The following is a 25,399-nucleotide window of genomic DNA, read 5'->3' on the forward strand; positions in this document are numbered from 1 at the left end:
GACGGTATGCGAAATTTCGAAATGCAGGGACGGTCGATGGCTGTCGGCCGCAATGGAATGGCGGCGACCTCCCATCCAATGGCGACGTTGACCGCCATCGAGATACTCAAGAGCGGTGGCAGGGCGATCGACGCTGCGGTGGGTGCCTGTGCCGTCCAATGCGTGGTCGAGGCAGGTTCCACCGGTATAGGCGGCGATTGTTTTGCACTGCTGGCGTCGAATGGGAGCGATGCAGTCGTTGCTTATAACGGCTCCGGACGCACGCCGGCGGCAGCGCACTTCGACTGGTACAAAGACAATGGGATCGCGTCGATCGAACGATCATCACCGCATGCTGTGACTATTCCCGGCGCGGTGGACGCATGGACGCGTCTTGTCGCCGACCATGGAAGAATGTCGATGGCGGAAATCCTCGCTCCAGCCATTGCACTGGCGCGCGAGGGCTACGGAATCACGCCACGGGTGGCGGTCGACATTTCGAACCAGCGCGATCTGCTGCTCCGCGATCCTTCGACGCGCCGCATTTTCTTGACCAATGATCATGCCCCGCCGGTTGGAGCGGTTCAGCATCAGCACGAACTGGCGCAAACACTGGAAGCAATAGGCGTTTCAGGGCGGGACGGATTTTATCGCGGTCCCGTGGCCGAGGACATGGTGACGCGGCTGAAGTCGCTTGGCGGTCTACACACGCTTGAGGACTTTGGCTCCGCCGCCGGCGAGTATGTCAAGCCTATCAGCGCGACATATCGGGGATGGACGGTGCACGAATGCCCTCCCAACGGGCAGGGTGTCATCGCTCTGATGATCCTGAAGATTCTGGAACGGTTTGAGCGCAAAGGGGATCCCCTGAGCGCCGACAATCTGCATGTTGAAGTCGAGGCGACCCGATTGGCATATGCGGCACGCGATCGGTGGGTAGCCGATGCTGCAGTCTCCGATATTCCGGTCGACTTTCTCTTGTCGGACAAACTCGCCGACAATCTTGCCGCCAAGATCGATATGCATAGCGTGGCGAACGCCAAAGCCGAGATCGACGGCGTTGAGCATTCGGACACTGTTTACATTTCCGTCGTCGACAAGGAACGGAATGTAGCAAGCTTCATCAATTCGATCTTCCATCCCTATGGAAGCGGTCTGATGGCGCCGAAGTCCGGCGTCCTGTTTCACAATCGCGGCCAGAGCTTCGTCGTGAAGGACGGCCACCCAAACGCGATAGGGCCGCGCAAAAGGCCGATGCACACGATCATCCCCGGGCTGGTCACGCGTGGAGGCAGAGCCGTTTTGTCATTCGGTGTTATGGGCGGGCACTACCAGGCGATGGGCCACGCCCATTTCCTCTCCAAGCTGTTCGACTTTGAGCTGGATCTCCAGAGCGCAATTGATTTGCCTCGCCTCTTCCCGCTCCCCGGCACTGCCACCATCGAAATCGAAGCGCTTTTGCGCACATCAATTGGCGCTGGCCTTGAAGCCCGTGGTTTCAAGATTGTCGCACCGAATTGGGCGATTGGCGGCGCGCAGGCGATCTGGATCGATGATCAAAACAACACCCTGTTGGGCGCTTCCGATCATCGAAAAGACGGCTGTGCTCTCGGCTACTGACAAAAGATTGGAATTGATATGTCGGAGTATCCGAACACAAGGCTTCATATCAACGGCGTTTGGCGCGATGGCTCCAACGAGCCGCTAGCCATCATAAATCCAGCCTCGGGCGAGGTCATCGGCAACGTCTCAAATGCCGGCAGCAATGATCTCGACGAAGCGCTTGCCGCAGCCGCGGCCGGCTTCCAACAATGGCGTCAGGTCAGCGCGTTGGAGCGGTCGAAACTTCTTCGCAAGGCGGCTGAAATACTCCGTGGGCGCTCGACGGCGATCGCCAGGACGATGACGCTGGAACAGGGTAAGCCGCTGGCCGAGTCCCTGGCGGAAACCTTGAGCGCCGCCGACATCATCGATTGGTTTGCCGAGGAGGCTCGTCGCGCCTATGGCCGTTTGATTCCTCCAAGAGCGAGGAATGTCAGACAGATGGTCATAAAGGAGCCAGTCGGCCCGGTGGCGGCCTTCAGTCCTTGGAATTTCCCGTTGAATCAGGCGGTGCGTAAAGTGTCGGCAGCTCTTGCAGCCGGCTGTTCAATCATCCTGAAAGGACCCGAAGAGACCCCGGCGAGTTGTGCTGAACTTGTTCGCGCATTCGCTGACGCAAGCTTGCCGGCTGGTGTGCTCAATCTTGTCTTCGGCATACCGGCGGACATCTCGGGTTACCTCATTCCGCACCCGGTGATCCGCAAAATCTCCTTCACCGGATCGACGGCGGTCGGAAAACAACTCGCCTCGCTCGCGGGTGCCCACATGAAGCGCGTGACGATGGAACTGGGCGGGCATGCGCCAGCCATCGTGTTCGACGATGCGGACGTCGATCTGGCGGTTCGAATATTGAGTGGTGCAAAGTTTCGAAATGCCGGACAGGTCTGCGTGGCGCCAACGCGCTTTCTTGTTCAGCAGGGCGTCTATGAGAAATTTCTCGACGGCTTTGTGAAGGCGGCCGAAGCGATAAATGTGGGCGACGGTTTGAAGGATGGTGTGAACATGGGACCGCTTGCCAACGCTCGCCGGATCGAGGCGATGGAAGCCTTGACGGCAGACGCCGTGTCTCGTGGAGCAAGCGTTGCGATCGGAGGCAAGAGGATTGGAAATCGGGGAAATTTCTTCCAGCCCACCATTCTCACCGATGTTCCGCTCGACGCGCGTGTCTCTAATGAGGAGCCTTTTGGGCCGATGGCGCTGGTCAGTACATTTGCGGACTATGATTCTGCCGTCGCGGAGGCGAACCGGCTACCATACGGACTGGCCGCCTATGCCTATACGACATCCGCAAAGACAAGCGCCGCGCTCGCTCGCGACATTGAAAGCGGGATGCTTTCTATCAATCACCACGGACTGGCGCTCCCGGAGTTGCCGTTCGGCGGCATCAAGGATTCCGGTTACGGCTCGGAAGGTGGGACTGAGGCGATGGACAGTTATTTCAATTCGAAGCTCGTGACCGAAGCGACATAGTCCGATTTTTGCCCGCGGAACGCCCGAGACAACTTCAAGAGACGTCCCTAAGAAAGCTGGAACAATGCAATGTCCGCGTTAAAAGGAAATTCTAAGACGGGTGTGCTCGGCGCCGAACTGGAAACTGCTTCTGTTCCCGTGCCATGTGACCAAGCTCAACAAATTGCTTGCGACCATTATGGCCTTTCTGGTCGCGCAACATGGCTGTGGGGCGAAAAGGACAGCAATTATCGCCTGACGCTCGAGGATGGCACGGCGTATCTCTTAAAAATCCTCAATCCTGTAGAGGATCCACTCGTTACCTCCATGCACAGCTTAGCGCTCTTACATGTGGAGGAAGTGGATCCAGGAATTCCGACCCAGCGCGTCATCCGCACGCGTGACGGTGCCGCGGATTTTCGCTTTGTGGCGGACGACGGCAGCGAACGCGGCGTGCGCATGGTCACCTTCGCACCAGGCGTTTCACAACGGACCGCGCCACAGTCTCCTCTACAGCGCCGGCGGGTTGGCGCGTTGCTCGGACGTTTGCAAAAGGCCTTGAAAAGCTTTTCCCATGAGGCTGCATCCCATCGCATCAGCTGGGATTTGAAACATGCGATAGGGATGCGTGAAGTCCTGCCGACATTTGCTGATATACATCAGCGAACGCGCCTCGAAAATGCGATCGACGAGTTCGAGACGGCGATTGTGCCGATCATGAACACGTTGGATGCCCAAGTCATCCACAACGACTTCAATATGGAAAACATCCTCGTCGATACGACAACGCCCGATACAATCACCGGCATCATTGATTTTGGCGACATGGTGCACGCCCCCACGCTTTTCGACGTGGGTGTCGCTGCTGCCTACCAGATCGGGGATGAGCCTGATCCGGTACGGGCGATGTGCGATCTTATCAGGGGATATCGCAGCGAATGTTTCCTATCCGATACCGAAATCTCTCTAGTCTACAAGGCAGCGGTCATGCGGTTGGTGATGCGGCTTTGTATTCCGAAATGGCGCGCACGGCTATTCCCCGAGCACGCTCAGCGCTTGACCACCCAAAGTGCGGGCGTTTGGGCACAATTAGCGCGCCTTGATGCAATTCCAAGGACCGTCGCTATCGAAAGATTGCGCGAAGCCAATCGGTGATCAAAAGCATGAAAAAAACCGTTTCCCACAAACCGAGCGCACCGATGGTCAACGGTTTCGACTCGGCACGGCTCGGTAGCCTGCCGGAACGAGAGCGAAAGATGATCGAGCGCCGACAGATGCTACTCGGATCGTCGTATCGGCTCTTTTATGAAAATCCAGTCCATATCACAAAGGCCAAAGGCGTATGGCTGTATGGACCGGACGGAGAAACCTATCTCGACGCCTATAATAACGTGCCGTCGGTTGGTCATTGCCACCCGCACGTTGTGGAGGCAATAAGTTACCAAGCATCGCAACTCAATACTCATACACGTTATCTGAACGAGCAAATCCTCTCCTACTCCGAAAGGCTTTTGGCGACGTTTCCGGCCGAACTCGACCGTGTGATGTACACCTGCACCGGCAGCGAGGCGGTCGATCTAGCCCTCCGGTTGGCACGCTATTATACCGGTGGCACCGGTATCATCATTACGGAGAACGCTTATCATGGCGTTACGGCTTCGGCGGCGGAAATCTCGCCGTTGCTTGGGGACAGCGTACCTCTTGGCCAGCATGTGCTGACGGTGCCGGCGCCCGACACTTATCGCGCCAACGGTCGCGATGTTGGCGCGGCATTGGCGCAGGACGTCGCTAAAGCGATTGGCCACATGCGCCGCCGGGGTATCACGCCAGCCGCCTTTATCGCCGACAGCATCTTTTCCACGGATGGCGTTCTTGCCGATCCGCCCGGTTTCCTCAAGCCTGTCGTTGATGTGCTAAAAAAAGCTAGTGTACTTTATATCGCTGACGAGGTGCAGCCCGGTTTCGGGCGAGTAGGCTCAAACATGTGGGGTTTCGCGCGTCACGAAGTCGTCCCGGACATTGCAGTCATAGGCAAGCCGATGGGTAACGGAATGCCAATCGCAGCGGCCATTATGAAGTCGGACATCCAGGAGCGTTTCGGCCAGGATATACGTTACTTCAATACATTTGGGGCCAACAACGTTTCTTTGGCTGCTGCCTCGGCTGTACTTGACGTTATCGAGAAAGAAAACCTTATGCAAAATGCTCGCAAGACAGGGGACTACCTAAAGGCAGGAATGAACAGCTTGAAAGAGACGTTCACGTCGATTGGAGATGTACGAGGCAGCGGTTTGTTTCTTGGGTTGGAGTTTGTACGCAATCGGGACAGCCGCGAGCCAGATAGCCGCCTCGCGCTGAAGGTCGTTAGTAAGCTTCGTGATCGGCGTGTGTTGATAAGTGCCTCAGGACTAAATGGCAATGTTCTCAAAATTCGGCCGCCACTCCCTTTCTCTCGCGAAAATGCTGATATGCTGCTCAACGCATTGGAGGATGCTCTTATCGAAATAGAACGCGGGGAGTGAGTATGGCAGCCTTCAAGTCGAGGCGGTGGAAGCCGGAGTGGCAAAGAAGAACCCTTCAGATCCCAGCATACCATTCATAGCCGCGATCCTCCCAGAAGCCGCCATTGCCGCCCCAAAGGTCGTCGAACTTGTCGCGGATCTCGATTCTCATAAGGTATTTGGCATTTTTGTAACCGAGGTGACGCTCGACACGCAGGCGTAACGGCGCGCCATGCTCGACTTCCAGATCCTTGCCGTTCAATGCGTAAGCGAGAATCGATTGCGGATGAAACGCGTCGATCAGGTCGATGCTCTCGTAATAGCGGCCGCTGCCATCAAGCGTCTGCTCCAGCTCATCAGCGCAATAGAAGACCGCGTAGCGAGCACCGGGCTTCAGGCCGGCCGTCTGCAGGATCAAACCCAAAGGCACGCCCTGCCATTTGCCGATGGCGCTCCAACCTTCGACGCAGTCGTGGCGGGTGATCTGGGTGCGCGAGGGCAGTCTCTTCAAGTCCGCCAGCGACAATTCCATCGGCTTGTTGACCATGCCGTCGATCTTCAGACGCCAGTTGGCAAACTTTGTCTCGACCATCTCGACGTATGCCGGACTGTTGGGCGCTGTCGATCCGTTCGGGTGAAAGCTCGGCGAAATATCGGCCTCGGTATATTCGCGGGCGAGCGCCTGCGGGGAAACGATCAGCCGTTGCGTGCCCATGGTCAACCGTTCCGCCAGAGCCAGCACCTGCTGGACGTGCTGGTTCTGGGTAACATCATCGCAACCGGTCAGGCCCAACGCGCCGAAGCCGGCGGCCGAGCCGATGAGAAAGCGGCGGCGGCTGAGAAAGGAGGTCATCGGTCGGTCTCCTCATTGGTGATGGAATAGCGGCCGGTCACCATCGAACGCATGTTGTTCCAGAGGCCGGAGAGGAACACCATCGCGACGTGAACGATGACGAACAGCACCAGGCTCCAGGCGGTGATAAAATGAATGCCGCGCGCCGACTGGCGGCCGCCGAAGATGTCGAGCAGGAATGGATAGCCGGCATCTATTGCAGGCGACATGGTCAACCCCGAGCCGATCATCAGGGGCAGCAGGATGAAAATCACGATGAGGTAGGCCAGCTTCTGCAGCGCATTGTAGCGGCGCGCATTGTCGCCCTTTGGAAAACGCAGCCGGGCATGGTCCTTGATTTCATGCCAGATATTGCGGGGTGCGATATCCTGAGCGGTCGGGGCTAGGTCACGGCGGAAATGACCGCCGATCAGGCTATATGCAAAATAAACGAACCCGTTGATGACGAACAGCCAAGCAAAAAAGAAATGCCATCGCCGGCCGGCCGCAAGATCCTGGAAGCTGGGGATCGTGGCCCAGGCGGGGAATGCACGCGGCGCCATTTCGCCATCGACCGCAGACGCGCCAAGCAAACCGGTTGTCGTGATCGACAGGCGGCCGATCCGTACTGTTCCGATGACGTTGTCGCCATCCTGATTGCTGGCGATTTCGAACCAGGATGGGTCTTCGACCGCACCGTAGTTCCCCCAATGCAGCTGCGGATCGGCATTGAAGATCTGCATGCCGCTCATCAGCAGCAGCGTCAGACATAGGACGTTGATCCAGTGCGTGATCCGCGTGACAACCGAATGCCGGCGAATGAAGATCTTGGCTGGGGGAGGTGGCGGCGCAGTGCCAATCTGCTCGATGCTTGCCATAGACGGTTCTCCTGATGGTGCCACCGGATAGCGGCTAGCTGGAACTCTATGAGGGGCGGGTCGTCGCCACCCATTGAAATTGCCCGGATGCCATCGGCAGCCGGGCAATCTGCGATTTCGCCGCAGTCGTCTCACATCGGCGGAATAACGCCGTTGATGCCGACGAGCACGCGGTCGGATTCAACCATGTTGTCCCCAGTCGTCGTGCCGTTGATAATAACACCGGCGCCGGGCTTGATGTCGTCCTTCGTCGCGTTGCCAATAGTCACGACGGGCGTACCCGGCGGGATCGAGATCTTCTTCTCGCCGCCCTTATAGGTGAGCGACAGCGTCGGGCCGTTGACCGAGGTCACGGCACTTGCAACCGTGGCATTGGTCATCGAGCTTTTCGGCTTCAGGTCCCAGCCGTAATCACCCTCGCCGGTGCCTTTCATGGCCGCCGGGAAGATCAGCACTTCCAGCGCGCCGTTGACGCCGCTATCGGTCGGCACTGACGCAATGCCGACGAAGTCCCCCGGTTTGATATCTGTTACGGCGGCTTTGACGATGCCGTTGACAGCCCATCCGGACTTCAACATGATCGTAACGTCCTTGCCTTCACGCGATTTGACCTTCAGTGTATCGCCGTTGAGGCTTTCCACGACGCCGCGAACGCGAGCCTTGTCGGCCGCATGCGCAGACACTACGGTCAATGTCCCGAGGGCCAATGCAGCACCCACGATTTTCAACTTTGACAGCGACATTCTGCTCTCCATATCTTCATCTCCTAATACGTGATCCCCACGCGGCCATCGGGCATAGTGCGTAGGCGATCGCTTGGAAGGTCGAACACCTTGCAATGGCGCCTGAGCGGCAACAGCAATTGTTCCTCAATTCCGCCCTCTCATTCGGCGGCTCCGGAAATGCGTTACACAGATCACGGGGATGTGATCACGAGACCGGGGAAGAATAATTTGGATGGACATGTAACAAGTCGCGGCCAAGAACGAATGATGGCCCGTGGATGACTAAATCGGTATCGGAAGAGATCTTGAAGGGTTTAATGCTTCTATCGCTTGACGGCGATGAGGCGGCATACAGACGCTTGCTTACAGTTCTGCGTGATCTGCTTCTGATTTATTATCGGAAGCGTTTAGGATCGCGAGTTGAATGGGACGTCGAAGACCTTGTCCAGGAAGTGCTTCTGGCTTTGCACAACCGCCGAATAACCTTCGATCGGGACCGACCGTTCACGGCGTGGTTTTTCCAGATCGCCAGATACAAGCTAGTTGACCACCTGCGTATCGCCAAGCGCAAAAGCGAGAGTAACGTAGAGCTGGACGATGAACTTGCAGGCGATTTTCGAGAGGAAGCACTATTTGCCCATCTCGACGTCGATCGCCTGCTCGATCAACTGCCTCTTAAACAGAGAGAGCTTCTCCGACAGGTCAAGCTATTCGGGAATACGACCGCTGAAACGGCAGTCAACACGGGTCAGTCGGAAGTCATGGTTCGCGTAAGCATCCACCGAAGCATACGAGAGATTGGTCGCAGATTGGGCTTTGCCAATGACGAATAGTGATGAATTGATCGAGAAGCTGGCAGCAGGGCTTGCCCCCGTACCTCCGCACGCCCTGAGAAAGAGGCTGGCTCACGTTGTCGGAATTGGAGTGCTGGGGGCAGCGGTTGCGCTGTTGGCATCGTTCGCTATTCGCTCAAATAGCCAAACCGTTTCCCTGGTCGCGTTCACCGTAAAATTCGCATATTCGGTTTGCGTGATGGCTATGTTGATCGTTGCGCTCGAGCAGATAGCCCGGCCGGGAGGGCGGATTAGTGAGCCGTTACGCGTCATCGGCGCTATATTCGTCATCATGGTTTTTTTGGCTGTCGCGCAGCTTGGCTATTCTCCGCCTACCTCTTATCGCTTTTTGATCCTTGGTTACTCCTCGGTGATATGTCCGTTTCTGATCGCGGCGTTCGGTCTTCCGGCCTTCGGGGCCAACATATGGTTTCTCCGCCGGGCGGCTCCGACGCGACCCAGGCTCGCTGGATTCATTGCTGGTGCGTGTGCCGGCGCTACGGGCGCCTGGGTATATTCCTGGGCGTGCATCGAGAACGGTATTCCGTTCATCACCATCTGGTACACACTCGGCATCCTGTTGAGTGGGCTGTTAGGATGCTTCTTCGGTAAGCTGCTTTTGCGCTGGTAGTCCCCATCGAAACGCCAGCCGTCCTTCCGGCGATTGCCGACCCTCATACGTACTCCTGTGGGTGGAATGCGACCAAAGATATTGGCGTCGCAAATCACAAGCCCTTCAGGTTGGTAATGCTCGCCAATAAGCACCGACGGCATCAACGCAAGCCAACATCGTGGATCGCCTTCTGAGCGGAACATCTTGACGGCGCCATCGGTCACGGGGACGGGGTCTTTACCACCAACCGGATCGAAGACGCCATCGCCGGCGTCTGCACGTCGAACGTCGAAGTCCAGCAGCAGAACAGGCCGATTGGCAAGACCGGCCAGAGCGGGCGCATTCTGGTGCCGAACCTCAATTCCTGTGGACCCAATACCGTTTCCATCGATCCCAAGAATCTCCCCGTCGACGCCGACGTGCCGGCAACCTGGGAAATTGTCGTCCCAGCGGATCGCAGCGGTGTCGTCGTCAAATTCGGCGTGGCGGAAGCGCCGCAGGCGGCACTCGTGACTATCAACGACAAGAATGGCGCCCCTGCGGGCGGGATTGAGCGGCACATTACAGGGATCGGATGAGGCGTTTATTGTCGACTTTGTGATGAAGAGGACCAGCGGAACAATAGCTGGAAAATCGAGTTACTGAGACGCGGAACCCAACTGCGCAATCGGTTGATTGCGACGCTGGATTCCCATTGAAGGAGGAGGAGGAGCGATGGCAATTGATAAACACGAGCAGATCCGCCGCCGTGCTTACGAAATTTGGGAGCAGGAAGGCCGCCCCGATGGCTCAGCTACAAGGCATTGGCTGCAGGCCGCTGATGAACTGGCGGAGGATAACGAGCACGAGACATTGCAAGATTTGATCGACGAGGATGATCGGGATGATGAAGTCTCGCTGCGGACTCAAGGTGAAAGCGGCGATCGACCCAGGCAGTCATCAAAGGCGTCATCAGGCGGGGAAGTGCGTCAAGTCGAGCGAAGACGATCGCGGCGACAATCATAGCGGGCATTGAAGTGCATGAAGATCGCCACCTTCAATGTCAACGGCATCAACGGCCGGCTGGATATTCTTTTACGATGGCTGCAGGAGGCTGAGCCTGCCATCGTTTGCCTGCAGGAATTGAAGGCGCCGGACGAGAAATTTCCAGTCAAGGCATTGAACGCGGCTGGATACGGAGTGATCTGGCATGGTCAGAAAAGCTGGAACGGCGTCGCCATCCTGGCGAAAGGGCAGGAGCCGCTTCAGACAAGGCGCGGGCTACCGGGCGATCCTGACGACACGCACAGCCGGTATATTGAGGCAATCATCGACGGTATTGTCATCGGCTGCCTCTATATTCCGAACGGTAATCCGGCTCCGGGTCCGAAGTTCGATTACAAGCTTCGCTGGTTCGAACGGCTCAGTACATATGCGGCTGAGCTTCTGGAGCTCGGCGCCCCCGTCGCGCTTATCGGTGACTTCAACGTCATGCCGACCGACATCGATGTCTATGCCCCTGACCGATGGCGCGACGACGCACTCTTTCGGCCCGAGGTGCGAGCCGCTTATGCCGAGTTGATAGCGCAGGGATGGACGGACGCGCTGCGGCACCTGCATCCGGATAAGCGGATCTATACCTTCTGGAAATATTTCCGGAATGCATTTGCGCGCGACGCCGGCCTCAGGATCGATCATTTCCTGCTCAGTCCTGCGCTGGCCCCGGAACTCACTGCGGCCGCGGTAGACAAGTTTACGCGTGCATGGCCGCACGCGAGCGACCACGCGCCGGTGTGGATCGACGTTAAGGATTAATCGATATTTCAACTTTGCTTGCGGTCGCAATCTGCTCCGACAGAAGTCGCCCTTTGGTTCTTTTTCATCCGATTGCCAACGTTGCTTCGCGCGCAGCAATCAACGGTTTACGGGCGAGGGTCCATTAATCACCATTGGATAAAATGGGCAATGTCCCATAATTGAATTAATTTCCATTATACAATTATAGGTAGTGTTTCTAGCATAATCTATATTATGGAACTTTAGCCGCGCCGGGTTTACCGAAGGCCATTTCGTTTAAGTTTTGCGGCCATGGCTGCTTCGTCCAGCATGGCGTAGTACGCTCTTCAGCTTCAACGGATCGAAGTGGAAAATAGGCGTATATTTCATCACCAAATGGTGCTATTTAAAACACCAGAACAAGGAAACCAAATAATGCGATCGACCATCAACCTCGACGACACTCTCATGGAAAGGGCGAGGTTCCTAACCGGTACAAAAGAAACCGCCGCCCTGGTCCGCCAAGCGTTGGAAACGCTTGTCCGAGTGGAGTCCGGAAAGCGCCTCATCGCGCTCGGCGGAACTATGCCTGATGCAGAGGCAGCCCCACGTCGCCGGAGCGCAGCAGCCAAGTGATACTGGCAGACACTTCTATATGGATCGATCATTTCCGCCATGGTGACGCAGAGCTGCGCACGATTGTTGATAACGATCGTCTACTCTGCCATCCGGCTGTGATTGGCGAGTTGGCGCTCGGCAGCCTCCGAGATCGTGGGAGCGTGATAACTTTCTTGGCGGCCCAGCGCGAAGCGTTCGTCGCAACACACGACGAAGTCATGACGATGATTGATCGCCACGGCATTTTCAGTATGGGCATTGGCTATACAGATGCCCACTTGCTCGCCTCGATCCTGCTTGATCCGCGGGCGGCCTTATGGACCAGAGACAAGCGTCTGCAGGTAGCGGCTGAAAAAGCGGGCGCTTCACTATACACGCCGGTCAATGCGCGCAACTAAATACTGAAATAATGCTGTTAAGGTTCAGATCAGCAGGACGCAGCAATGGCGCGGTCGCAAGGCCTGCAGTCTTTTTTCCTCCGGGGGTGAGCGGAAATCTGTGAGGATTGGTGGAGTATGCTGGAGGCCTCCTTCCGCTCAGGCCGACTGATCTGAACCCTTCAAACTCGACCAGTTCTAGCTAGAGTTTTCCGGTGATCGACCGACCGGTCAGGCTCGCCGGTGCTGGGAGGCATTAAACCGGTTTGCAGCCGCTGAACAATTTGAATCGTAAGAGTCCGTCGAAGTGCGAAAGTCCCTGTTTCGCAATAGGGACTTTCGGCAACCTTTGCAGAATCAAGTGGTGCGCTCCGCCCCGCGCGGCCGCGATTTGATGAGGCGGCCCTCGACGAAATCCAGCACGAGGTCGATCAACAGGACAAATACCGCCAAGATGACTATGCCCGCAAAGACACCGACAGCGTCGAAGTTACCTTCTGCCTGTGCGATAAGGTAGCCCAGACCGGCCGATGCGCCCAGATATTCACCGATGATCGCGCCAACGACCGCAAATCCCACCGATGTTCGTAGCGACGACAGGATCCAACTTGCGGCGGCCGGAAAATAGACGTGCCGCAGGAGTTCAGACCGTGTCGCACCGAGGATGCGGGCGTTCGACAGCACCACGGGATTAACTTCGCGGACGCCCTGCATCGCATTGAAAAAGGTCACGAAGAACACGAGCGTAACGGCGAGAGCCACCTTGGACCATAGGCCCAACCCGAGCCAAAGAACAAAGATCGGAGCAAGGACGACACGCGGAATTGCGTTCAAACCTTTGATGAACGGATCGAGGATGCGCGCGGCTGAGCGCGACAGGCCGAGCCACACCCCCGCGGCAACGCCAAGGCCAGTGCCGATGATGTAGCCTAGCACCGTTTCAGTCAGGGTAATGGTTACTTGCTTTCGGCAGTCGAGGCAGGCGTTCCCCTCCTATCGTAACATGATCGATTCCCCGCAAACTTTCCGGAACTTTCCAGCCCACAGTCCGTTCACCGCCCGAGGAGAACGTCGATGGTTCAATGGTGGAGTAAGCCCGTTATCGTCGAAACGCGTAAGACTGGTGCGCGACTGGTCATTTCGAACGCAGAACGCGCCACTGAATATCTTCTGGACGAATGGCCCACGCTTGAAGCTGGACAAGCATATCAATCTGCCAAAAAAGTGTTGCTAGACGCCCACGAAGAAAAGATAGACGCTGAGAAAGCGCGAGAGGCGTTTATCGCTGCTCTGAAAGAGGGCGATATTTACATCTTTGACGAATGAACTCGCGCCACGTCGTGATCTGCCGACATGAGACAATCTGCGTGATCGGCTGATGAGGCAGGTATGGCGGCGGCAGTAGCTTTCACCTTGAGCGTAATCCCTGCCGGCGCCCTCACCGTGATGGCACAAAGGGCCTCAATTTCGTGGCGCATGCCGGTCTCCGCGTTGCTATATGCCTCAGGTGCTTTGTCGATGCCGGAATTGACGAGCGTTGCGGCTCGTTCTGCTTCGAGCTTTTTCGCGAGGCCATCCAGCTGCAAATGGCGCTCCGGGCCTCGGCCATATCCACGAGGTCGTTGGACGCGTCGCTCATCATATTCGGGATGAGCCCTCATATATGATACGATTTCGTCTGCAGGAGACAGGTGCCGGCGGAGGCTTCAATGGGAAACATGGTTTTAGGCTTGCTCGCCCTTGGGGGCCTGGTCGGGTTCATCTTTCTGGCATTCTGGAATTCAATGCCTCGGAAAACGACAAGAAAAGACGGCGAAAATAACAGGCATGGTACCCATGACGAAACCCAGGTTGCCCATGGATCCAATACCGGGCACTGGTCCATCTGGGGAGCCCCCGGCCCGGACGCTTAGAGCAATTCCGGGAAAAGTGCCGGGCGGTTTTTCTATCCGTCTTCAGCCGTCGGCCTCGACGGAGGTAAAGGGGCGAAAGAATCCAGTCGGCTGCAGGATCGAGCTGGCGATATTGGCAACGATCTGGCCCGGCGCCTCGCTCTTTGCCTTGGCCTCTTTCCACGCCGGATCAGCCAGGAATTCCGCCCATTTCCGCTCGCGCTCCTCCAGCGATTGCCATTTGAGGAAATAGATAAGATCGAAGCTGGAAGGCCCGATCATCGTCGTCCAGAAACCGAGGGGGCGGATGCCGAGCCGGTCCCAGATCGCCAGCGTCGCCGTTTCGAAACGCTCCTGGAGCGCTGGCAGCTTGCCGGGCAAGCAGGTATAGATGCGCATTTCATGGATCATGGAAATCCTCCCCGAGTGAGTTTAGAGCAGGCCGAGCTGGCCCCTGAGAGCCCGATTTAAAAGTAGTTGAGCGATAACGGCAGGTTGTGATTCTCTTTGGGTGCTGAAACAAAAGGGCTTCCGATAACCTGGACCGCTATTGCTCAATCTGAGCATAACAGACGCGCGCTTCGTTTTTCAAGTGATTTAACGGACCGGGAATGGGCGTTGATCGATCCTCTGATCCCACCGGCACACAGTGTCGGTAATGGCGTTCAGAATCATTGGTGCGCTCCACAATATCGGGAGCGCGAATTGCTCGTCGCGTCGCCAGTATATAGTTAAGGATCCCAATTCGCGACAGGTCCATTTTCCCTCGGGAATTACGGGACAATAAAAAGATAGAATGGTTCAAAGATTCTGTGAAAAGCCAAACCACTTTAGGATGGCGGCCGGTATCCTCTGGCCCGCTTCTGCCGGGTCAATGTGAGAAACATCCTGACAGCGTCGCTTTCATCGGCGAAATGATGTGCCATGCTCTGTCCGCCGAACCCTATGCGGCCCCATCTTCTTGTCAGGCATGTATCGCCGAACAGTGTCGTCGATATTTCCAGAACATAATAACGCGCCATGTTCCGCCCGGCATCCGCGCGTTCGATGTATAGATGATAGGGTTGAGTAAGCATGCCGGCAGGATGATCGATCCAGCCGGAGGGGTCCAACGAGTGTTTTGAATCGGTCGGCCCGGTTCGATTCATTTCCGTTATTTATTCGGACCGGTCGTCCCCTCGCCTCTTCGAACCTCCCCTGCTCGCAGACCATGCCTGGATCGGCAATCGCTGCCTTTAGGAATAAGCGGCTTCGTGGAAGCCAATTTCCAGACGTTGTGCTTGACCGAAAATGGCACTCAGCCGCTTCCGCTCGTCACCACCCATGGTCTCGCCCGCCTGGTCGAGTACGGCCTTCAGCCATCGCGCCTGCGCCTCGAATTCGGGCTCGGCATGGAGCTTGACCCATTCCTTGAGCAGGGGATCGCGGATCGCCGATCGGTTGGTTTCGATCGACCAGGTCCAATACATCCATTCGGCGGCAAACATCGCCGCGATCGTATCGAGAAACCCGCCGTCGCGGGCGATCGCAAGCATTCCCTCGCGGAAAGCGGCGACATCTTCTCGAGCGGTGTCGTATCGAGCCGGATCGATGCCGCGCGCTGCGAAGGTCCTTTCGAAATAGGCGATCTGCTGGTTTGCCAGCGCGTCGAGTACGCCGATCAGCCAGCGCTTCTGCGCAATGCTCTCGGCCTTGGCGGTGGCATAGGAGAAGATAGCAATCGCCGTGTCGACGAAGGCGCCCTCGAAGACGAGGTAACGCTCGAAGACCTCGTTCGGAAGGCGGCCGGCCTTGATATCCTCGACGAAGCGGTGGCGAACCATCGCTTCAAAGACTTGCCGGTTCTCGTCGAGTATCTGCTCCGATAGGGTTTGTGCCATCGTCCTTACGCCTCCAGGCCGGGTTTTGCCGCTTCGACGAAGGCTGCGACACGGGCTGGGTCAACCGGGTTCCACCAGACGCCGCCTTCCTTCAAAGACGAGGCGACGATGACGCCGTTCGTGCGCTTGAGGATCTCGACGATATTATCCTTGGTGACGCCGGAGCCGACCAGCAGCGGCAGATGGGTGGCGGCGCCGATCTCTTCGATCTCCTCGATCGTCGCGCTGTTGCCTGTCCTCTGGCCGGTGGCGATGACGACGTCGGCATCGAAGAAGGCGAGGTCGCGGGTCAGCTCATCGATCGTCCGGTCGGCGGTGATGGCATGTGCGCCATGCTTCACATGGCTATCGGCAAAGACCCTGATATGTTCGGCGCGCAGCAGCGAGCGATAGCGCATGGCCTCCGCCGCGCGTCCCTCCATGAATCCTTCATTGGCGACATAGGCGTTGGCCCACTGATTGACGCGGATGAAGCTCGCGCCGCCGGCCATCGCAATCGCGAAGGCGGGGATTGGCGCATTGGCAAGGACGTTGATGCCGAGCGGCACGCCGGCGGCGCGGGCAACGCGGTCGGTCACGACGGACATGAAGGCCGCGGTTTCATGGCCGATGTCCTCGGGTTTCGAAAAGGGAATGTCCCCGTGGTTTTCGATGATCAGGCCATGGATTCCGCCCTTGACGAGCGCCTCGGCGTCGCGAATACAGGTGTCATAGATGGAATCCATCGCGGCGCCGCGATAGCGCGGAGCACCGGGGAAAGGCGGGCAATGGATCATGCCGATCAGCGCCTTGTCAGTACCGAAGATTTCCCGTATGGCGCTTGAGGCCCTATCCGATATCTGCTGCATTTCTCTTTCCTTTCTGAAAGCCTGCCATGCGTGCCTATGTCATCGGTAACGTCGCCATCGACGAAACCATATCCGTATTGTCCATGCCCGAAGCCGGCGCCTCGATCCTCGGTCGGGAGGAAACCCGCGACCTTGGCGGCAAGGGCGCCAATCAGGCGGTCGTGATGGGTCGGACGGGCCTTTCCACGACGCTCGTAGCCGCCGTCGGCGAGGACTTTCGCGCCCAGACGATCCGCGACCAACTTGCCGGAGAGGCGGTCGATGCCCGCCTTGTGGGACACTCCAACCGCTCCAGCGACTTTTCCATCATCTTCACCACGCCAGACGGCGAAAATGCCATCGTGACGACGACGGCCTCGGCCGAGGCATTGACCCTTGCCGAGGCGCTTGCACCGCTCAAGGACGCTGCAGCCGGCGACCTCGTCGTGCTGCAGGGCAATCTCAGCGAAAGCGTTACCCGCGGCATTCTTGCCGAAGCCAGACGCCGTGGCCTGACGACCGCCTTCAACCCCTCCCCGCTACGGCCGTACTTCGCCGAGCTCTGGCCGCTGATCGATATCGCCTTCCTCAACAAGGGCGAAGCCGAAAGCCTGACCGGATCGTCCGGCGAGACCGCCCTTCACCGCCTGGCCGAAGCCGGTGTCGCGCAGACTGTTCTGACCCTCGGAGGCGCCGGCGCGATCCTTGCCAGCGGCAGCCAGGTGCTTACTACCGTCGCTGCGCTTGCGACCGAAGTCGTCGACACGACCGGCGCCGGCGACACCTTCATGGCCGTTGCGCTTGCCTCGGCTGCCCTCAGAGGCACGACACTCGACACCCGTGCCGTTCGTCACGCAACAGCGGCAGCCGCCATCACGGTCAGCCGCCGGGGAACGCGCTCAGCTTTCCCCAGCAAAGCAGAGCTCACCGGCATTCTTGCCGGCGAATGACACTTATTTTTCCTCCGTCAGCCAACCGAGGATATTCTTCCAAAGACGCCCGTAACCCTCCCATTCGCAGAAGGCGGGGGAGAGCCAATGCGGGCCGATATCCGAGGTCCAGGCGGCCGTCCTGCCCTTGCCGAAGCGGCCGGTTACCAGGAGCGGATGCCCGCCCTGATCATCGGGCAATCGGGCGATGACTTCGACATCGGCGCGCTCGCGGACTTCGACTTCATTGACGCCGAGCAGCAAAGGCCAATCCTTCGGCATGCCGGCAACCGTCGCATGTTCGGACTTGACGATGACAGGCGTCGTCCCCTCGGGAATTTCGACGCGGTCGTCATAGGGCAGGCATGTCACCGGCAACGCGTCTTCCACCGGCGTGCGGCGCCAGCGGGCCTTGCCGTCTATCCCTTGGAAGGAAAAATAGCCGCCGACCATCAGCAGGCCGCCGCCCTTTTCCACCCAGGCCTTGAGCAGTTTCAGCCGGTTCGGGACGGTCTTCGAATGCAGCCAGACCGCCGGCGGAAGAAGCAGCGAATTGGCGCCGATATCGGAAAGAATGATTGCGTCATAGGCATCCAGCCCGGCCATGTCGAAGGGCAGCTGTTCGACCGCCTCATGGGCCGGCATATAGGTGAGCTCATATTCGCTGCCGGCGAGCGCCTTTACGAGCGGCTCGGCGCCGAGGTGGAAGGTGACGCTTCCGAACTGGTCGAAGCCCTTGTAGTGCGTGGCGGAACTGACCCAGCTTTCGCCGACGAGAAGAACCTTCTTTGTCATGATGTTTCCATTTCTTTTTATGGCGTTGTGTCGGCCTCGAAGACCGACCTCGGATTGGCGCGCATGAAGATGTCGAGCGTTGCGTCGTCCAGTCCATGGCGCTTTAGGCGTGGCAGGAAGTGACGCAGGACATAGGCGTAGCCGTTGCCCCCATAATGCTTGAGCATCATCTTCAGAAAGACGTCGTGGGAGAGCAGGAGCCGGTCCTTGTGTCCCATCTCGACGAGCTTGACGAGCGCTCGGGCAGCCTCCTCATCGCTTGGGCATTGAACCTGCTGGTCGGCGTAGAAGAAATCCATGCCGATCATGTCGTATTCGAGGAAAGCGCCGCGGGCAGCCAGCTCCGATTGGTAGGTGAGATCGTCATGCGACGGGTTCATGTGGCAGAGCACCGTATGCCTGAGATCGCCGCCCTCGGACGCCACGATGTCGAGTACCTTGTGACCCAGGCGATACCAGCCCGGAAGGTGGACCATCAGGGGCAGACCCGTGCGTACATGCGCCTGCGCCGCGCCCCGCAGCGATTTTTCTTCCGCGGCCGTGAAATCAGACGAGACCCCGATCTCACCGATGAGGCCGATCTTCACATCGGTGCCATCCGCGCCCACGGTTGCCTCTGACACGATTTCATCTGCGATCTGAGCCACGGACATATCGGCAACCCTCGTCGGATGAGACGAGCCGAGATAAAAGCCGGCCCCCATGACGATGTTCAGTCCCGTCGCCTTGGAAATCCGTCGCAGAGCCAGAGGATCGCGACCAATGCCTTGACATGTCGGCTCAACGACCGTCCGGCCTCCGAGCCCGGCAAAATCCTTGAGCTCCGTCACGGCGAGCTTTTCGTCATCCAGCGTGATGTTGTGCTTGTTGACGAAGGGGTCCTGCCGCAGCTCGCCAAGGATCTCCATACAGACGAAGCTCTCGGCAAGATATTGACGTTCGGGCGTCTTCGGCGCGTGCCACCAGCAGCGGCAATCATTGAGAATATGCTCGTGCATCAGGGTGATGCCGATGTCGGATACCGGAACCAACCCCGAGGCGGTCATCACATGTCCGGACCGGCCGTGACCGGGTGAAAGCTCATCCGTTGCCATCAGCTCTTCCTCCTGCCCGACAGTCGGAAGTTGGTAGTGAAGATGCGTGTGTTCAGCCAGATGGCGACAAGGATGATCGCCCCGGTGACGATTTGGGTAAAGAAGGGTGAGATATGCATCAGGATCAGGCCGTTGCCGATGACGGCGATGGTCATGGTGCCGAGAACCGTGCCGATCATCGTGCCTCGACCGCCCATGAGCGATGTTCCGCCAAGCACGACGGCGGCAATCACCTGAAGTTCGAAGCCGACGGCCGCGTTCGACGAGCCGGAGCCGAGACGTGCGGCGATCAAAAGTCCCGCTAGTGCCGATGCGACCCCTGAGACCAGATAGACCGAAGCGACGATCCATTTGGCGGGCATGCCGACACGACGGGCCGCTTCCATGTTCGACCCAACCGCCACGATCTGGCGTCCGTATTTCGTCGAGGCCATGACGATATAACCGACAATCGCGATCAGGATTGCGATCAGCGCCGGAACGGGAAAGCCGGCCAGTTCGCCGCGGCCCATGTAGAAGAAGCCCGCATCGCCATTGATCGGAATGGAATAACCCTGGGTCAGGTAGAGAGCGACGCCGCGCAGGATGGAGAGACCGGCAAGGGTGACGATGAAGGCAGGAATATTCTGGTAGGCGATGAACCAGCCCTGCAGCAGGCCGATGATGCCGCCGAAGGCGAGCATGCCGATCGATACCACCGGCCAAGGTATGCCCGTCGCCAGCGTGACGGCGGCGACCGCATTGATGAGAGCCAGCATGGAGCCGACGGAAAGGTCGATCCCGCCTGTGACGATGACCAGGGTCATGGCGATCGCCACGACAAGGATGGGGGCCGCCTGACGCACGACGTTGAGGATGTTGCCCATCGTCATGAAGGTCGTCGTCGTCAGCGAAAAGAAGACGAGGCATGCCACAAAGAAGAAGGTGATCGACAGGACCTGAGCGTTTTCACTCAGGAAATCCGATATCGGTGAGCCCTTGCTGCGTTCGGTGTAGACGGTCAATGTCTTTCTCCCCGACGATGAGCTTGACGAGGTCCTCAAGATTGGTCTTGCCGATGTCACGTTCCGCGACCTTGGTGCCCTCGTACATGACGGCGATCCGGTCGCAGACCCTGAAGAGATCCTGCAGGCGGTGAGTGATGAGGACGACGGATACGCCGGTCGCCTTGACCCGGTTGATGAGCGACAGAACGGCTTCGACCTCGGCGACTGCGAGCGCGGATGTCGGTTCGTCCATGATCAGCACTTTGGGATTGAAGGAGGCCGCCCGCGCAATCGCGATTGCCTGGCGCTGGCCGCCCGACAACTTCTCGACCTTGGCCGAGAGACGCGGAATACGGATTTCGAGGGCATCGAGCATCTTGCGGGCCTCGGCCAGCATTCTCTGGCGATCGAGGAAGGGTCCCCTGGTGATTTCACGCCCGAGGAAAAGATTGCCGACGACATCGACGTGATCGCAAAGGCTCAGATCCTGGAAGACCATTTCAATGTGGCGGTCGCGCGCATCGGCTGGTCTGGAGAATTTGACCTCCTCGCCGTTCAGCGAGATGGTTCCGTCATCCGGCAAATAGGTGCCGGATATGATCTTGGTGAGCGTCGACTTTCCGGCGGCATTGTCGCCGACAAGGCCGAGGCACTCGCCGGGAAAAAGATCGAGATCGACGCCGCGCAGCGCCTGATGCGAACCGAAGGTCTTGCGGATGCCGCGAAGCGATACGGCTGGCGTCAAGGCGGGCGAGCCGGAGGAATGCCGGGAGGCTTGCGCCTCCCCGGCTCCGGCATAAACAGGCCGGTTTTCCGTCATCATTTGAAAACGGCCCGGTATGGATCGACGTTTTGCTTCGTCACGATCGTAATCGGTACGGAGATGCTCTTTTCGACGCTCTGGCCGGCGGTCAGCTTCGCCAGGGCTTCGACGGCGGCCTTGCCCTCGCCTGCCGGGTCCTGCTGGACGACGGCAACGACATAGCCTTGATCGAGACCCGCGATCGCCTGCGCGGTCAGATCCCAGCCAAAGACCTTGATGCTGTCCTGCTTGGACTGGCTCTGAACGGCGGCGATCGCGCCGAGCAGAGCCGGTTCGCCCGTGGCGTAGATCGTCGTCATATCAGGGTTGCCGGTGATGAGGTTTTCGGCGGCGGCAAGAGCATTGTCCTGGATATTCTGGCCATCGACAACGCCGACCGTCTCGATGCTGCCGCCCTTGATCGCGTCTTCGAAACCTTTCTGGCGAAGATTCTGGATATAGGAGTTCAGGGCGCCGACGATGCCCACCTTGGCCTTGCCGCCCATGTTCTTCTTCACGTAGTCGAGGAAATAGGCACCGATATCCTCGCCGGCCTTGCCGTTATCGACGCCGATCTGCGATTTCTGCGGGCCTTCCGGCAAGATCGCATCGATGGCGACGACCGGAATGCCGGCATCCGAAGCCTGCTTGACGGCCGGCATGATGCCGTTGACGTCGATGGCAACGACGATTAGTCCATCGACCTTCTGCTGGACATAGGTCTCGACGGCGCTGTTTTGCGCGGCAGCGTCGTTGTTGGCATTGAAGATGACGAGCTTGTCGCCCGAGGCATCGGCGGCCTTCTGGGCGCCTTCGTTGATCTGATTGAAGAAAAGGGCCTGCTGATTGATCTGTACCAGTGCATAAGTCTTGCCGGCGGCATGCGCGAGTGGAGCTGCCAAGGTCGCGCCCGCAAGCGCGGTAAAGGCAAGGGCGACGTTGAACGCCCGACGTCTGATCTGTTCCATGTTCTCATCCTCTGGTTTGGTTATCGTTGCTTGTTATGTGTCGACGGCGGTGCAACGGATTTCCGCACGACGATTTCAACTGGCACGAGCTCCTCGATGGCGAGCGATTTGCTGTCCTGCCAGTTTGTCTCGAGAAGAAGGGACAGGGCGCGCTGTCCGATGGCGCGCACCGGCTGCCGGATCGCCGTCAGCGGCGGCGCAAAAAGATGCAGCGGACTGACATCGTCGAAGCCGACCAGGGACAGGTCATCGGGTATCGAAATCCCCTTCTCCCGCAGGACTTCGATCATGCCAATGGCGATTTCGTCGGAGCTGGCGAAGATTGCGGTTGCCGGCATGCCTTCCTCCAGGAACCGCAGCGCCATCTCCCGTCCGCAGGCAATCGTGTATTCGCCGCTGTAGCGCCGGATCGAGACGTCGCCGCCGAAGCGCTCCCGCAACCCCTCATGCAATCCGTTGAAGCGCCGCTGCGTGCTGATCATGGCGTCGGGACCGCCGACATAGAGCACGTCGCGATGGCCAAATTCAGCCAAATGGCGGCCGGCGAGATAACCGCCCTGCCGATTGTCGCAGAAAAGTTTCGGGACGGTCGCGAGCGGAACGTCCTCGTCGACCACGACGACCTTGCCCGTTCGATTGATGAGAGCGGCAAGTTCGCCGTTATCGGGATGGTTGGTGACGAAGACCAATCCGTCCACGTGATTGTGCTCGATCAGTCTGAGGTAGGCGACCTCGCGGCCGGTCCGGTTGAGTGTCGCATAGAGGGATACGGCCAATCCCTTGTCGTTAGCCGCTTCTTCGACGGCTGCCACCATGGTCGCGAAGAACGGGTTGGCGATGTCGGGCACGACGAGACCGATCGTGTCGGAGCGGCCGCGGCTCAGCCGCCGGGCATGCGGGTTCGGCTGATATTTGAGGGATGCGATCGCCTCTTCGATCCGCCGCTTGGTGAGTTGGGGCAGATCCAGGGAGCCGTTCAGCATGCGGGAGACCGTTGTCACCGACACGCCGGCAGCTTTCGCGACGTCCTTCAATCCAGGAGTGTGTCCCTTTGCCATCAGCTTGTAAACCGCTTTAGTAAAACGCTTTACTAAACTCGGTGACAATCAAGAATCTGTCAAGAGGATTCGAAAGGCGTTGGTCGGTAAAAAATTTCGCGCGGATGTTTTCGGCAGTTTTGCGGAACGCTGCGAACTCAGTGATGCGCCAAATGATGTCGAGGGTTTCTCTCCCTAATCCGCTGGTTACCAGGGGACCGTTCGGCCCAGGTAATCGAGATATTGCAGGCCGCGCTTTCCTCGCTGATCGAGAAGCACGTTCACCAGGCTTGGAATGCTTTCTTCGATCGTCAGCCGTCCGTCCGGGCCGCCCAGATCGGTCTTGACCCAACCGGGAGCCATCAAAACCAATGCGCGCGCATCATCTCCGTGACGGGCGGCATAGCTGCGCATCAAGGTGTTCAAGGCTGCCTTGCTGCCGCGATAGACTTCCCGCATGCCAGTCGTATTGTTGCTGACGCTGCCCTGCCCCGACGACATGACGCCGATCATGCCCGAGGGCGAGACGAGATCCTGCAGGCCTTCGACGGTTCGCATCGGACTGAGCGCATTCGTCACCATGACGCGGACGAATTCCTCCGTCGTTACATCGGCGGTCGTTTCCGTCGGAACATTCGTTGTTCCGGCGTTGACGAACAGGATGTCGAAGGCTCGGCCGTCGAGGCACGCGCGCAAAGACGAAAGCTGGTCCGGTTCGTTGATGTCGAGTATCTCAATCGTGACCCGTCCGGCGGAGGCGTCCGCGAGATCGTGCAGTTTTGTCCGCGACGCGGAGGCCCGCACCGTACCGACGACGGACCAGCCTTTCTTGAAGAACTCTTCGGCCATGGCATGGCCGAGCCCGCGGGAGGCGCCGATGATCAATATGCTGCCGGAGGTGGAAGTGGATGATGGCATGTTACATGCCTCCTGTATTCGTGTGCTTTAGGCCAAATATGAAAGCCCGGCCTGGATTTCGCCAGACGCATGCAATGCAAAGAATAGTTGCGTCCAACGCTAGGCGTGTCTGCGGATTTGGTCTACCCAATCGTCATGGAAGACATCGACCTCAATCTTCTCGTCGCACTTGATGCCCTGCTGGCCGAAGGAAGCGTGACCGAAGCGGCAAAGCGGCTGGGGCTCAGCCCTTCCGCCATGAGCCGTACGTTGTCGCGGCTGCGAGCGGTGACAGGCGATCCATTGCTCGTCAGAGCAGGCCGGTCCCTCGTGCCGACACGATTTGCCGAGGCACTTCGGGACCCCGTTCATGCCGTCACCCAGGATGCACGCGCCATTCTGCGGCCGGCGGCAAGCGAGATCGACATGGCCACGCTGGAGACGACGTTCTCCATGCGTGTGAGCGAAGCATTTCTTGAATTCCTGGCGGCGCCTCTGGTCTCCGCCATGACCGACGCCGCTCCCCATGTCCGCATCCGCTTTGTGCTGAAGCCTGACAAGGAGCCCCATGCGCTTCGGGAGGGGCTGGTCGATCTGGAAATCGGTGTGCTTGGCGTGCCGGCGCCTGAATTACGGACCCGACTTCTGCTTCGCGATCGACTTATCGGGATTGCCCGGGAAGACCACCCTCTGCTCACCGGTGAGGCCGTAACGGTGGAGCGCTACGCGGCCTGCAGCCATGTCGTCGCCTCGAGGAACGGAGAGTTCGCTGAGGCAGTCGACGAGGCCTTAGAAAAGAAGAACCTGAAACGAGAAATACGCGTCGTGGTGCCGGGATTTCCGGATGCAATGAGAATTGCGGCTTCGACCGATTTCGTTGCGGCCGTTCCTGCCTCGTGCCTCGGCAAGAACGGCGTCAACGAGCCCCTGGCGGCGCGCGGCATACGCGGCTTCGAACTACCATTCGAAACGCCCGAAATACTCGTCTCCGCCATATGGCATCCGCGCGCCGATGCCGACCCGGCGCACCGATGGCTGCGCGACATCGTCGCGCGGGTATGCCGAGCGGCCTATCCGTGAATCGATTCAGCAGAGTGAGCCTTGACGATCCGTCGTGGCTTTTGGGGTAT

Annotated in this window: 29 protein-coding genes and 2 pseudogenes; 15 read left to right on the forward strand and 16 right to left on the reverse strand. The window is 58.5% G+C overall.

The window, feature by feature from the left end:
- Positions 1–6: 6 nt before the first annotated feature.
- The 4 genes from ggt to HGP12_RS28295 all read left to right on the forward strand — a co-directional run bounded on the left by ggt (position 7) and on the right by HGP12_RS28295 (position 5,552).
- A complete protein-coding gene (ggt, locus tag HGP12_RS28280) occupies positions 7–1,599 on the forward strand; it encodes a gamma-glutamyltransferase (RefSeq protein ID WP_168843921.1) in 1,593 nt (530 codons plus the stop codon).
- Between the two features lie 18 nt (positions 1,600–1,617).
- Positions 1,618–3,051 carry an NAD-dependent succinate-semialdehyde dehydrogenase gene (locus HGP12_RS28285; RefSeq protein WP_168843922.1) on the forward strand — a complete coding sequence of 478 codons (1,434 nt, stop codon included), beginning with the start codon at positions 1,618–1,620 and terminating at the stop codon, positions 3,049–3,051.
- A 69-nt stretch (positions 3,052–3,120) separates the two neighbouring features.
- Positions 3,121–4,185, forward strand: a complete 1,065-nt coding sequence (locus tag HGP12_RS28290) for a phosphotransferase (RefSeq protein ID WP_168843923.1) — start codon at positions 3,121–3,123, stop codon at positions 4,183–4,185.
- A gap of 44 nt (positions 4,186–4,229) precedes the next feature.
- A complete protein-coding gene (locus HGP12_RS28295; RefSeq protein ID WP_168879982.1) occupies positions 4,230–5,552 on the forward strand; it encodes an aspartate aminotransferase family protein in 1,323 nt (440 codons plus the stop codon).
- 55 nt (positions 5,553–5,607) lie between these two features.
- Here the strand turns inward: HGP12_RS28295 and HGP12_RS28300 are convergent, their stop codons facing one another.
- The 3 genes from HGP12_RS28300 to HGP12_RS28310 form a co-directional block, all read right to left on the reverse strand.
- Positions 5,608–6,384 carry a molybdopterin-dependent oxidoreductase gene (locus HGP12_RS28300; RefSeq protein WP_168879956.1) on the reverse strand — a complete coding sequence of 259 codons (777 nt, stop codon included), beginning with the start codon at positions 6,382–6,384 and terminating at the stop codon, positions 5,608–5,610.
- Entirely contained in the window at positions 6,381–7,241 is an 861-nt protein-coding gene (locus HGP12_RS28305) for a cytochrome b/b6 domain-containing protein (RefSeq protein ID WP_168879957.1), read from the reverse strand. The genes HGP12_RS28300 and HGP12_RS28305 overlap by 4 nt, the downstream gene beginning before the upstream one ends.
- A 131-nt stretch (positions 7,242–7,372) precedes the next feature.
- Positions 7,373–7,984, reverse strand: coding sequence for a hypothetical protein (locus HGP12_RS28310; protein ID WP_168879958.1), 612 nt, complete (start codon positions 7,982–7,984; stop codon positions 7,373–7,375).
- Between the two features lie 260 nt (positions 7,985–8,244).
- Here HGP12_RS28310 and HGP12_RS28315 point away from each other — a divergent pair, with 260 nt between their 5' ends.
- The 7 genes from HGP12_RS28315 (at position 8,245) to HGP12_RS28345 (ending at position 12,183) form a co-directional block, all read left to right on the forward strand.
- A complete protein-coding gene (locus HGP12_RS28315; RefSeq protein ID WP_168843927.1) occupies positions 8,245–8,799 on the forward strand; it encodes a sigma-70 family RNA polymerase sigma factor in 555 nt (184 codons plus the stop codon).
- Positions 8,789–9,430 carry a DUF1109 domain-containing protein gene (locus HGP12_RS28320; RefSeq protein ID WP_168843928.1) on the forward strand — a complete coding sequence of 214 codons (642 nt, stop codon included), beginning with the start codon at positions 8,789–8,791 and terminating at the stop codon, positions 9,428–9,430. Before HGP12_RS28315 ends, HGP12_RS28320 begins: the two co-directional genes overlap by 11 nt.
- 329 nt (positions 9,431–9,759) lie before the next feature.
- The gene (locus HGP12_RS34925; protein ID WP_409526877.1) at positions 9,760–9,990 is read left to right on the forward strand and encodes a hypothetical protein; all 231 of its coding nucleotides are present in this window, start codon (positions 9,760–9,762) and stop codon (positions 9,988–9,990) included.
- Between the two features lie 136 nt (positions 9,991–10,126).
- Complete coding sequence (locus tag HGP12_RS28330; RefSeq protein ID WP_168843929.1) at positions 10,127–10,417, forward strand: DUF2934 domain-containing protein; 291 nt, start codon at positions 10,127–10,129, stop codon at positions 10,415–10,417.
- A 15-nt stretch (positions 10,418–10,432) separates the two neighbouring features.
- On the forward strand, positions 10,433–11,206 hold the full coding sequence (xth, locus tag HGP12_RS28335; RefSeq protein ID WP_168879959.1) for an exodeoxyribonuclease III: 774 nt from the start codon (positions 10,433–10,435) through the stop codon (positions 11,204–11,206).
- A gap of 396 nt (positions 11,207–11,602) precedes the next feature.
- Positions 11,603–11,803, forward strand: coding sequence for a type II toxin-antitoxin system VapB family antitoxin (locus tag HGP12_RS28340; RefSeq protein WP_168879960.1), 201 nt, complete (start codon positions 11,603–11,605; stop codon positions 11,801–11,803).
- A complete protein-coding gene (locus HGP12_RS28345) occupies positions 11,800–12,183 on the forward strand; it encodes a PIN domain-containing protein (protein WP_168843931.1) in 384 nt (127 codons plus the stop codon). Before HGP12_RS28340 ends, HGP12_RS28345 begins: the two co-directional genes overlap by 4 nt.
- 336 nt (positions 12,184–12,519) lie before the next feature.
- On the opposite strand, the pseudogene HGP12_RS28350 reads toward HGP12_RS28345, so the two are convergent.
- Positions 12,520–13,128: pseudogene (locus tag HGP12_RS28350) on the reverse strand (ABC transporter permease); the annotation flags it as partial.
- A gap of 108 nt (positions 13,129–13,236) precedes the next feature.
- On the opposite strand from HGP12_RS28350, the gene HGP12_RS28355 reads away from it, so the two are divergent.
- Entirely contained in the window at positions 13,237–13,488 is a 252-nt protein-coding gene (locus tag HGP12_RS28355; RefSeq protein WP_168879961.1) for a DUF982 domain-containing protein, read from the forward strand.
- On the opposite strand, the gene HGP12_RS28360 is transcribed toward HGP12_RS28355, so the two are convergent.
- Together HGP12_RS28360 and HGP12_RS28365 are read right to left on the reverse strand one after the other, a co-directional pair.
- Complete coding sequence (locus tag HGP12_RS28360) at positions 13,470–13,748, reverse strand: hypothetical protein (RefSeq protein WP_168879962.1); 279 nt, start codon at positions 13,746–13,748, stop codon at positions 13,470–13,472. The genes HGP12_RS28355 and HGP12_RS28360 overlap by 19 nt on opposite strands.
- Before the next feature lie 369 nt (positions 13,749–14,117).
- A complete protein-coding gene (locus HGP12_RS28365) occupies positions 14,118–14,465 on the reverse strand; it encodes an NIPSNAP family protein (protein ID WP_168879963.1) in 348 nt (115 codons plus the stop codon).
- 123 nt (positions 14,466–14,588) lie between these two features.
- Between HGP12_RS28365 and HGP12_RS34710 the strand changes: the two are divergent.
- Positions 14,589–14,711: pseudogene (locus HGP12_RS34710) on the forward strand (transposase); the annotation flags it as partial.
- A 173-nt stretch (positions 14,712–14,884) separates the two neighbouring features.
- On the opposite strand, the gene HGP12_RS28375 reads toward HGP12_RS34710, so the two are convergent.
- The 3 genes from HGP12_RS28375 to HGP12_RS28385 all read right to left on the reverse strand — a co-directional run bounded on the left by HGP12_RS28375 (position 14,885) and on the right by HGP12_RS28385 (position 16,782).
- Positions 14,885–15,202 (reverse strand): WGR domain-containing protein, encoded by a 318-nt coding sequence (locus HGP12_RS28375; protein ID WP_168879964.1) that lies wholly within the window; start codon positions 15,200–15,202, stop codon positions 14,885–14,887.
- Between the two features lie 87 nt (positions 15,203–15,289).
- Positions 15,290–15,934 carry a TenA family protein gene (locus HGP12_RS28380; RefSeq protein ID WP_168879965.1) on the reverse strand — a complete coding sequence of 215 codons (645 nt, stop codon included), beginning with the start codon at positions 15,932–15,934 and terminating at the stop codon, positions 15,290–15,292.
- 5 nt (positions 15,935–15,939) lie between these two features.
- Positions 15,940–16,782 carry a BtpA/SgcQ family protein gene (locus HGP12_RS28385; RefSeq protein ID WP_168843941.1) on the reverse strand — a complete coding sequence of 281 codons (843 nt, stop codon included), beginning with the start codon at positions 16,780–16,782 and terminating at the stop codon, positions 15,940–15,942.
- A 26-nt stretch (positions 16,783–16,808) separates the two neighbouring features.
- Between HGP12_RS28385 and HGP12_RS28390 the strand changes: the two genes are divergently transcribed.
- Entirely contained in the window at positions 16,809–17,711 is a 903-nt protein-coding gene (locus tag HGP12_RS28390; RefSeq protein ID WP_168879966.1) for a PfkB family carbohydrate kinase, read from the forward strand.
- A gap of 3 nt (positions 17,712–17,714) precedes the next feature.
- Here the strand turns inward: HGP12_RS28390 and HGP12_RS28395 are convergent, their stop codons facing one another.
- The 7 genes from HGP12_RS28395 to HGP12_RS28425 all read right to left on the reverse strand — a co-directional run bounded on the left by HGP12_RS28395 (position 17,715) and on the right by HGP12_RS28425 (position 24,290).
- Positions 17,715–18,485, reverse strand: coding sequence for a glutamine amidotransferase (locus tag HGP12_RS28395; RefSeq protein WP_168879967.1), 771 nt, complete (start codon positions 18,483–18,485; stop codon positions 17,715–17,717).
- Between the two features lie 17 nt (positions 18,486–18,502).
- Positions 18,503–19,579 carry a phosphotriesterase gene (locus tag HGP12_RS28400; protein WP_168879968.1) on the reverse strand — a complete coding sequence of 359 codons (1,077 nt, stop codon included), beginning with the start codon at positions 19,577–19,579 and terminating at the stop codon, positions 18,503–18,505.
- Complete coding sequence (locus tag HGP12_RS28405) at positions 19,579–20,583, reverse strand: ABC transporter permease (RefSeq protein ID WP_168843945.1); 1,005 nt, start codon at positions 20,581–20,583, stop codon at positions 19,579–19,581. The genes HGP12_RS28400 and HGP12_RS28405 overlap by 1 nt, the downstream gene beginning before the upstream one ends.
- Positions 20,528–21,388 carry an ATP-binding cassette domain-containing protein gene (locus HGP12_RS28410; protein WP_168879969.1) on the reverse strand — a complete coding sequence of 287 codons (861 nt, stop codon included), beginning with the start codon at positions 21,386–21,388 and terminating at the stop codon, positions 20,528–20,530. The genes HGP12_RS28405 and HGP12_RS28410 overlap by 56 nt, the downstream gene beginning before the upstream one ends.
- Positions 21,385–22,335, reverse strand: coding sequence for a substrate-binding domain-containing protein (locus HGP12_RS28415; RefSeq protein ID WP_168879970.1), 951 nt, complete (start codon positions 22,333–22,335; stop codon positions 21,385–21,387). The genes HGP12_RS28410 and HGP12_RS28415 overlap by 4 nt, the downstream gene beginning before the upstream one ends.
- 20 nt (positions 22,336–22,355) lie before the next feature.
- Complete coding sequence (locus tag HGP12_RS28420) at positions 22,356–23,393, reverse strand: LacI family DNA-binding transcriptional regulator (protein WP_168843948.1); 1,038 nt, start codon at positions 23,391–23,393, stop codon at positions 22,356–22,358.
- Positions 23,394–23,579: 186 nt separating this feature from the next.
- Positions 23,580–24,290: an SDR family NAD(P)-dependent oxidoreductase gene (locus tag HGP12_RS28425; RefSeq protein ID WP_168843949.1), complete on the reverse strand. Its 711-nt coding sequence runs from the start codon at positions 24,288–24,290 to the stop codon at positions 23,580–23,582.
- A gap of 117 nt (positions 24,291–24,407) precedes the next feature.
- Here HGP12_RS28425 and HGP12_RS28430 point away from each other — a divergent pair, with 117 nt between their 5' ends.
- Positions 24,408–25,349: a LysR family transcriptional regulator gene (locus tag HGP12_RS28430; RefSeq protein ID WP_312862951.1), complete on the forward strand. Its 942-nt coding sequence runs from the start codon at positions 24,408–24,410 to the stop codon at positions 25,347–25,349.
- Positions 25,350–25,399: the final 50 nt, after the last annotated feature.

The organism is Rhizobium sp. P28RR-XV (assembly GCF_012641385.1).
In the GTDB taxonomy this organism is placed as follows: Bacteria; Pseudomonadota; Alphaproteobacteria; order Rhizobiales; family Rhizobiaceae; genus Rhizobium.

Coding starts and splice junctions, on each gene's coding strand:
- HGP12_RS28340 (WP_168879960.1), top strand. CDS start 11,603: ATGCGATCGACCATCAACCTCGACGACACTCTCATGGAAAGGGCGAGG.
- xth (WP_168879959.1), top strand. CDS start 10,433: ATGAAGATCGCCACCTTCAATGTCAACGGCATCAACGGCCGGCTGGAT.
- HGP12_RS28410 (WP_168879969.1), bottom strand. CDS start 21,388: ATGATGACGGAAAACCGGCCTGTTTATGCCGGAGCCGGGGAGGCGCAA.
- HGP12_RS28305 (WP_168879957.1), bottom strand. CDS start 7,241: ATGGCAAGCATCGAGCAGATTGGCACTGCGCCGCCACCTCCCCCAGCC.
- HGP12_RS28375 (WP_168879964.1), bottom strand. CDS start 15,202: ATGAATCGAACCGGGCCGACCGATTCAAAACACTCGTTGGACCCCTCC.
- HGP12_RS28295 (WP_168879982.1), top strand. CDS start 4,230: ATGGTCAACGGTTTCGACTCGGCACGGCTCGGTAGCCTGCCGGAACGA.
- HGP12_RS28355 (WP_168879961.1), top strand. CDS start 13,237: ATGGTTCAATGGTGGAGTAAGCCCGTTATCGTCGAAACGCGTAAGACT.
- HGP12_RS28330 (WP_168843929.1), top strand. CDS start 10,127: ATGGCAATTGATAAACACGAGCAGATCCGCCGCCGTGCTTACGAAATT.
- HGP12_RS28310 (WP_168879958.1), bottom strand. CDS start 7,984: ATGTCGCTGTCAAAGTTGAAAATCGTGGGTGCTGCATTGGCCCTCGGG.
- HGP12_RS28285 (WP_168843922.1), top strand. CDS start 1,618: ATGTCGGAGTATCCGAACACAAGGCTTCATATCAACGGCGTTTGGCGC.
- HGP12_RS28390 (WP_168879966.1), top strand. CDS start 16,809: ATGCGTGCCTATGTCATCGGTAACGTCGCCATCGACGAAACCATATCC.
- HGP12_RS28415 (WP_168879970.1), bottom strand. CDS start 22,335: ATGGAACAGATCAGACGTCGGGCGTTCAACGTCGCCCTTGCCTTTACC.
- ggt (WP_168843921.1), top strand. CDS start 7: ATGCGAAATTTCGAAATGCAGGGACGGTCGATGGCTGTCGGCCGCAAT.
- HGP12_RS28380 (WP_168879965.1), bottom strand. CDS start 15,934: ATGGCACAAACCCTATCGGAGCAGATACTCGACGAGAACCGGCAAGTC.
- HGP12_RS28365 (WP_168879963.1), bottom strand. CDS start 14,465: ATGATCCATGAAATGCGCATCTATACCTGCTTGCCCGGCAAGCTGCCA.
- HGP12_RS28320 (WP_168843928.1), top strand. CDS start 8,789: ATGACGAATAGTGATGAATTGATCGAGAAGCTGGCAGCAGGGCTTGCC.
- HGP12_RS28395 (WP_168879967.1), bottom strand. CDS start 18,485: ATGACAAAGAAGGTTCTTCTCGTCGGCGAAAGCTGGGTCAGTTCCGCC.
- HGP12_RS28290 (WP_168843923.1), top strand. CDS start 3,121: ATGTCCGCGTTAAAAGGAAATTCTAAGACGGGTGTGCTCGGCGCCGAA.
- HGP12_RS28385 (WP_168843941.1), bottom strand. CDS start 16,782: ATGCAGCAGATATCGGATAGGGCCTCAAGCGCCATACGGGAAATCTTC.
- HGP12_RS28400 (WP_168879968.1), bottom strand. CDS start 19,579: ATGGCAACGGATGAGCTTTCACCCGGTCACGGCCGGTCCGGACATGTG.
- HGP12_RS28420 (WP_168843948.1), bottom strand. CDS start 23,393: ATGGCAAAGGGACACACTCCTGGATTGAAGGACGTCGCGAAAGCTGCC.
- HGP12_RS28300 (WP_168879956.1), bottom strand. CDS start 6,384: ATGACCTCCTTTCTCAGCCGCCGCCGCTTTCTCATCGGCTCGGCCGCC.
- HGP12_RS28425 (WP_168843949.1), bottom strand. CDS start 24,290: ATGCCATCATCCACTTCCACCTCCGGCAGCATATTGATCATCGGCGCC.
- HGP12_RS28315 (WP_168843927.1), top strand. CDS start 8,245: ATGACTAAATCGGTATCGGAAGAGATCTTGAAGGGTTTAATGCTTCTA.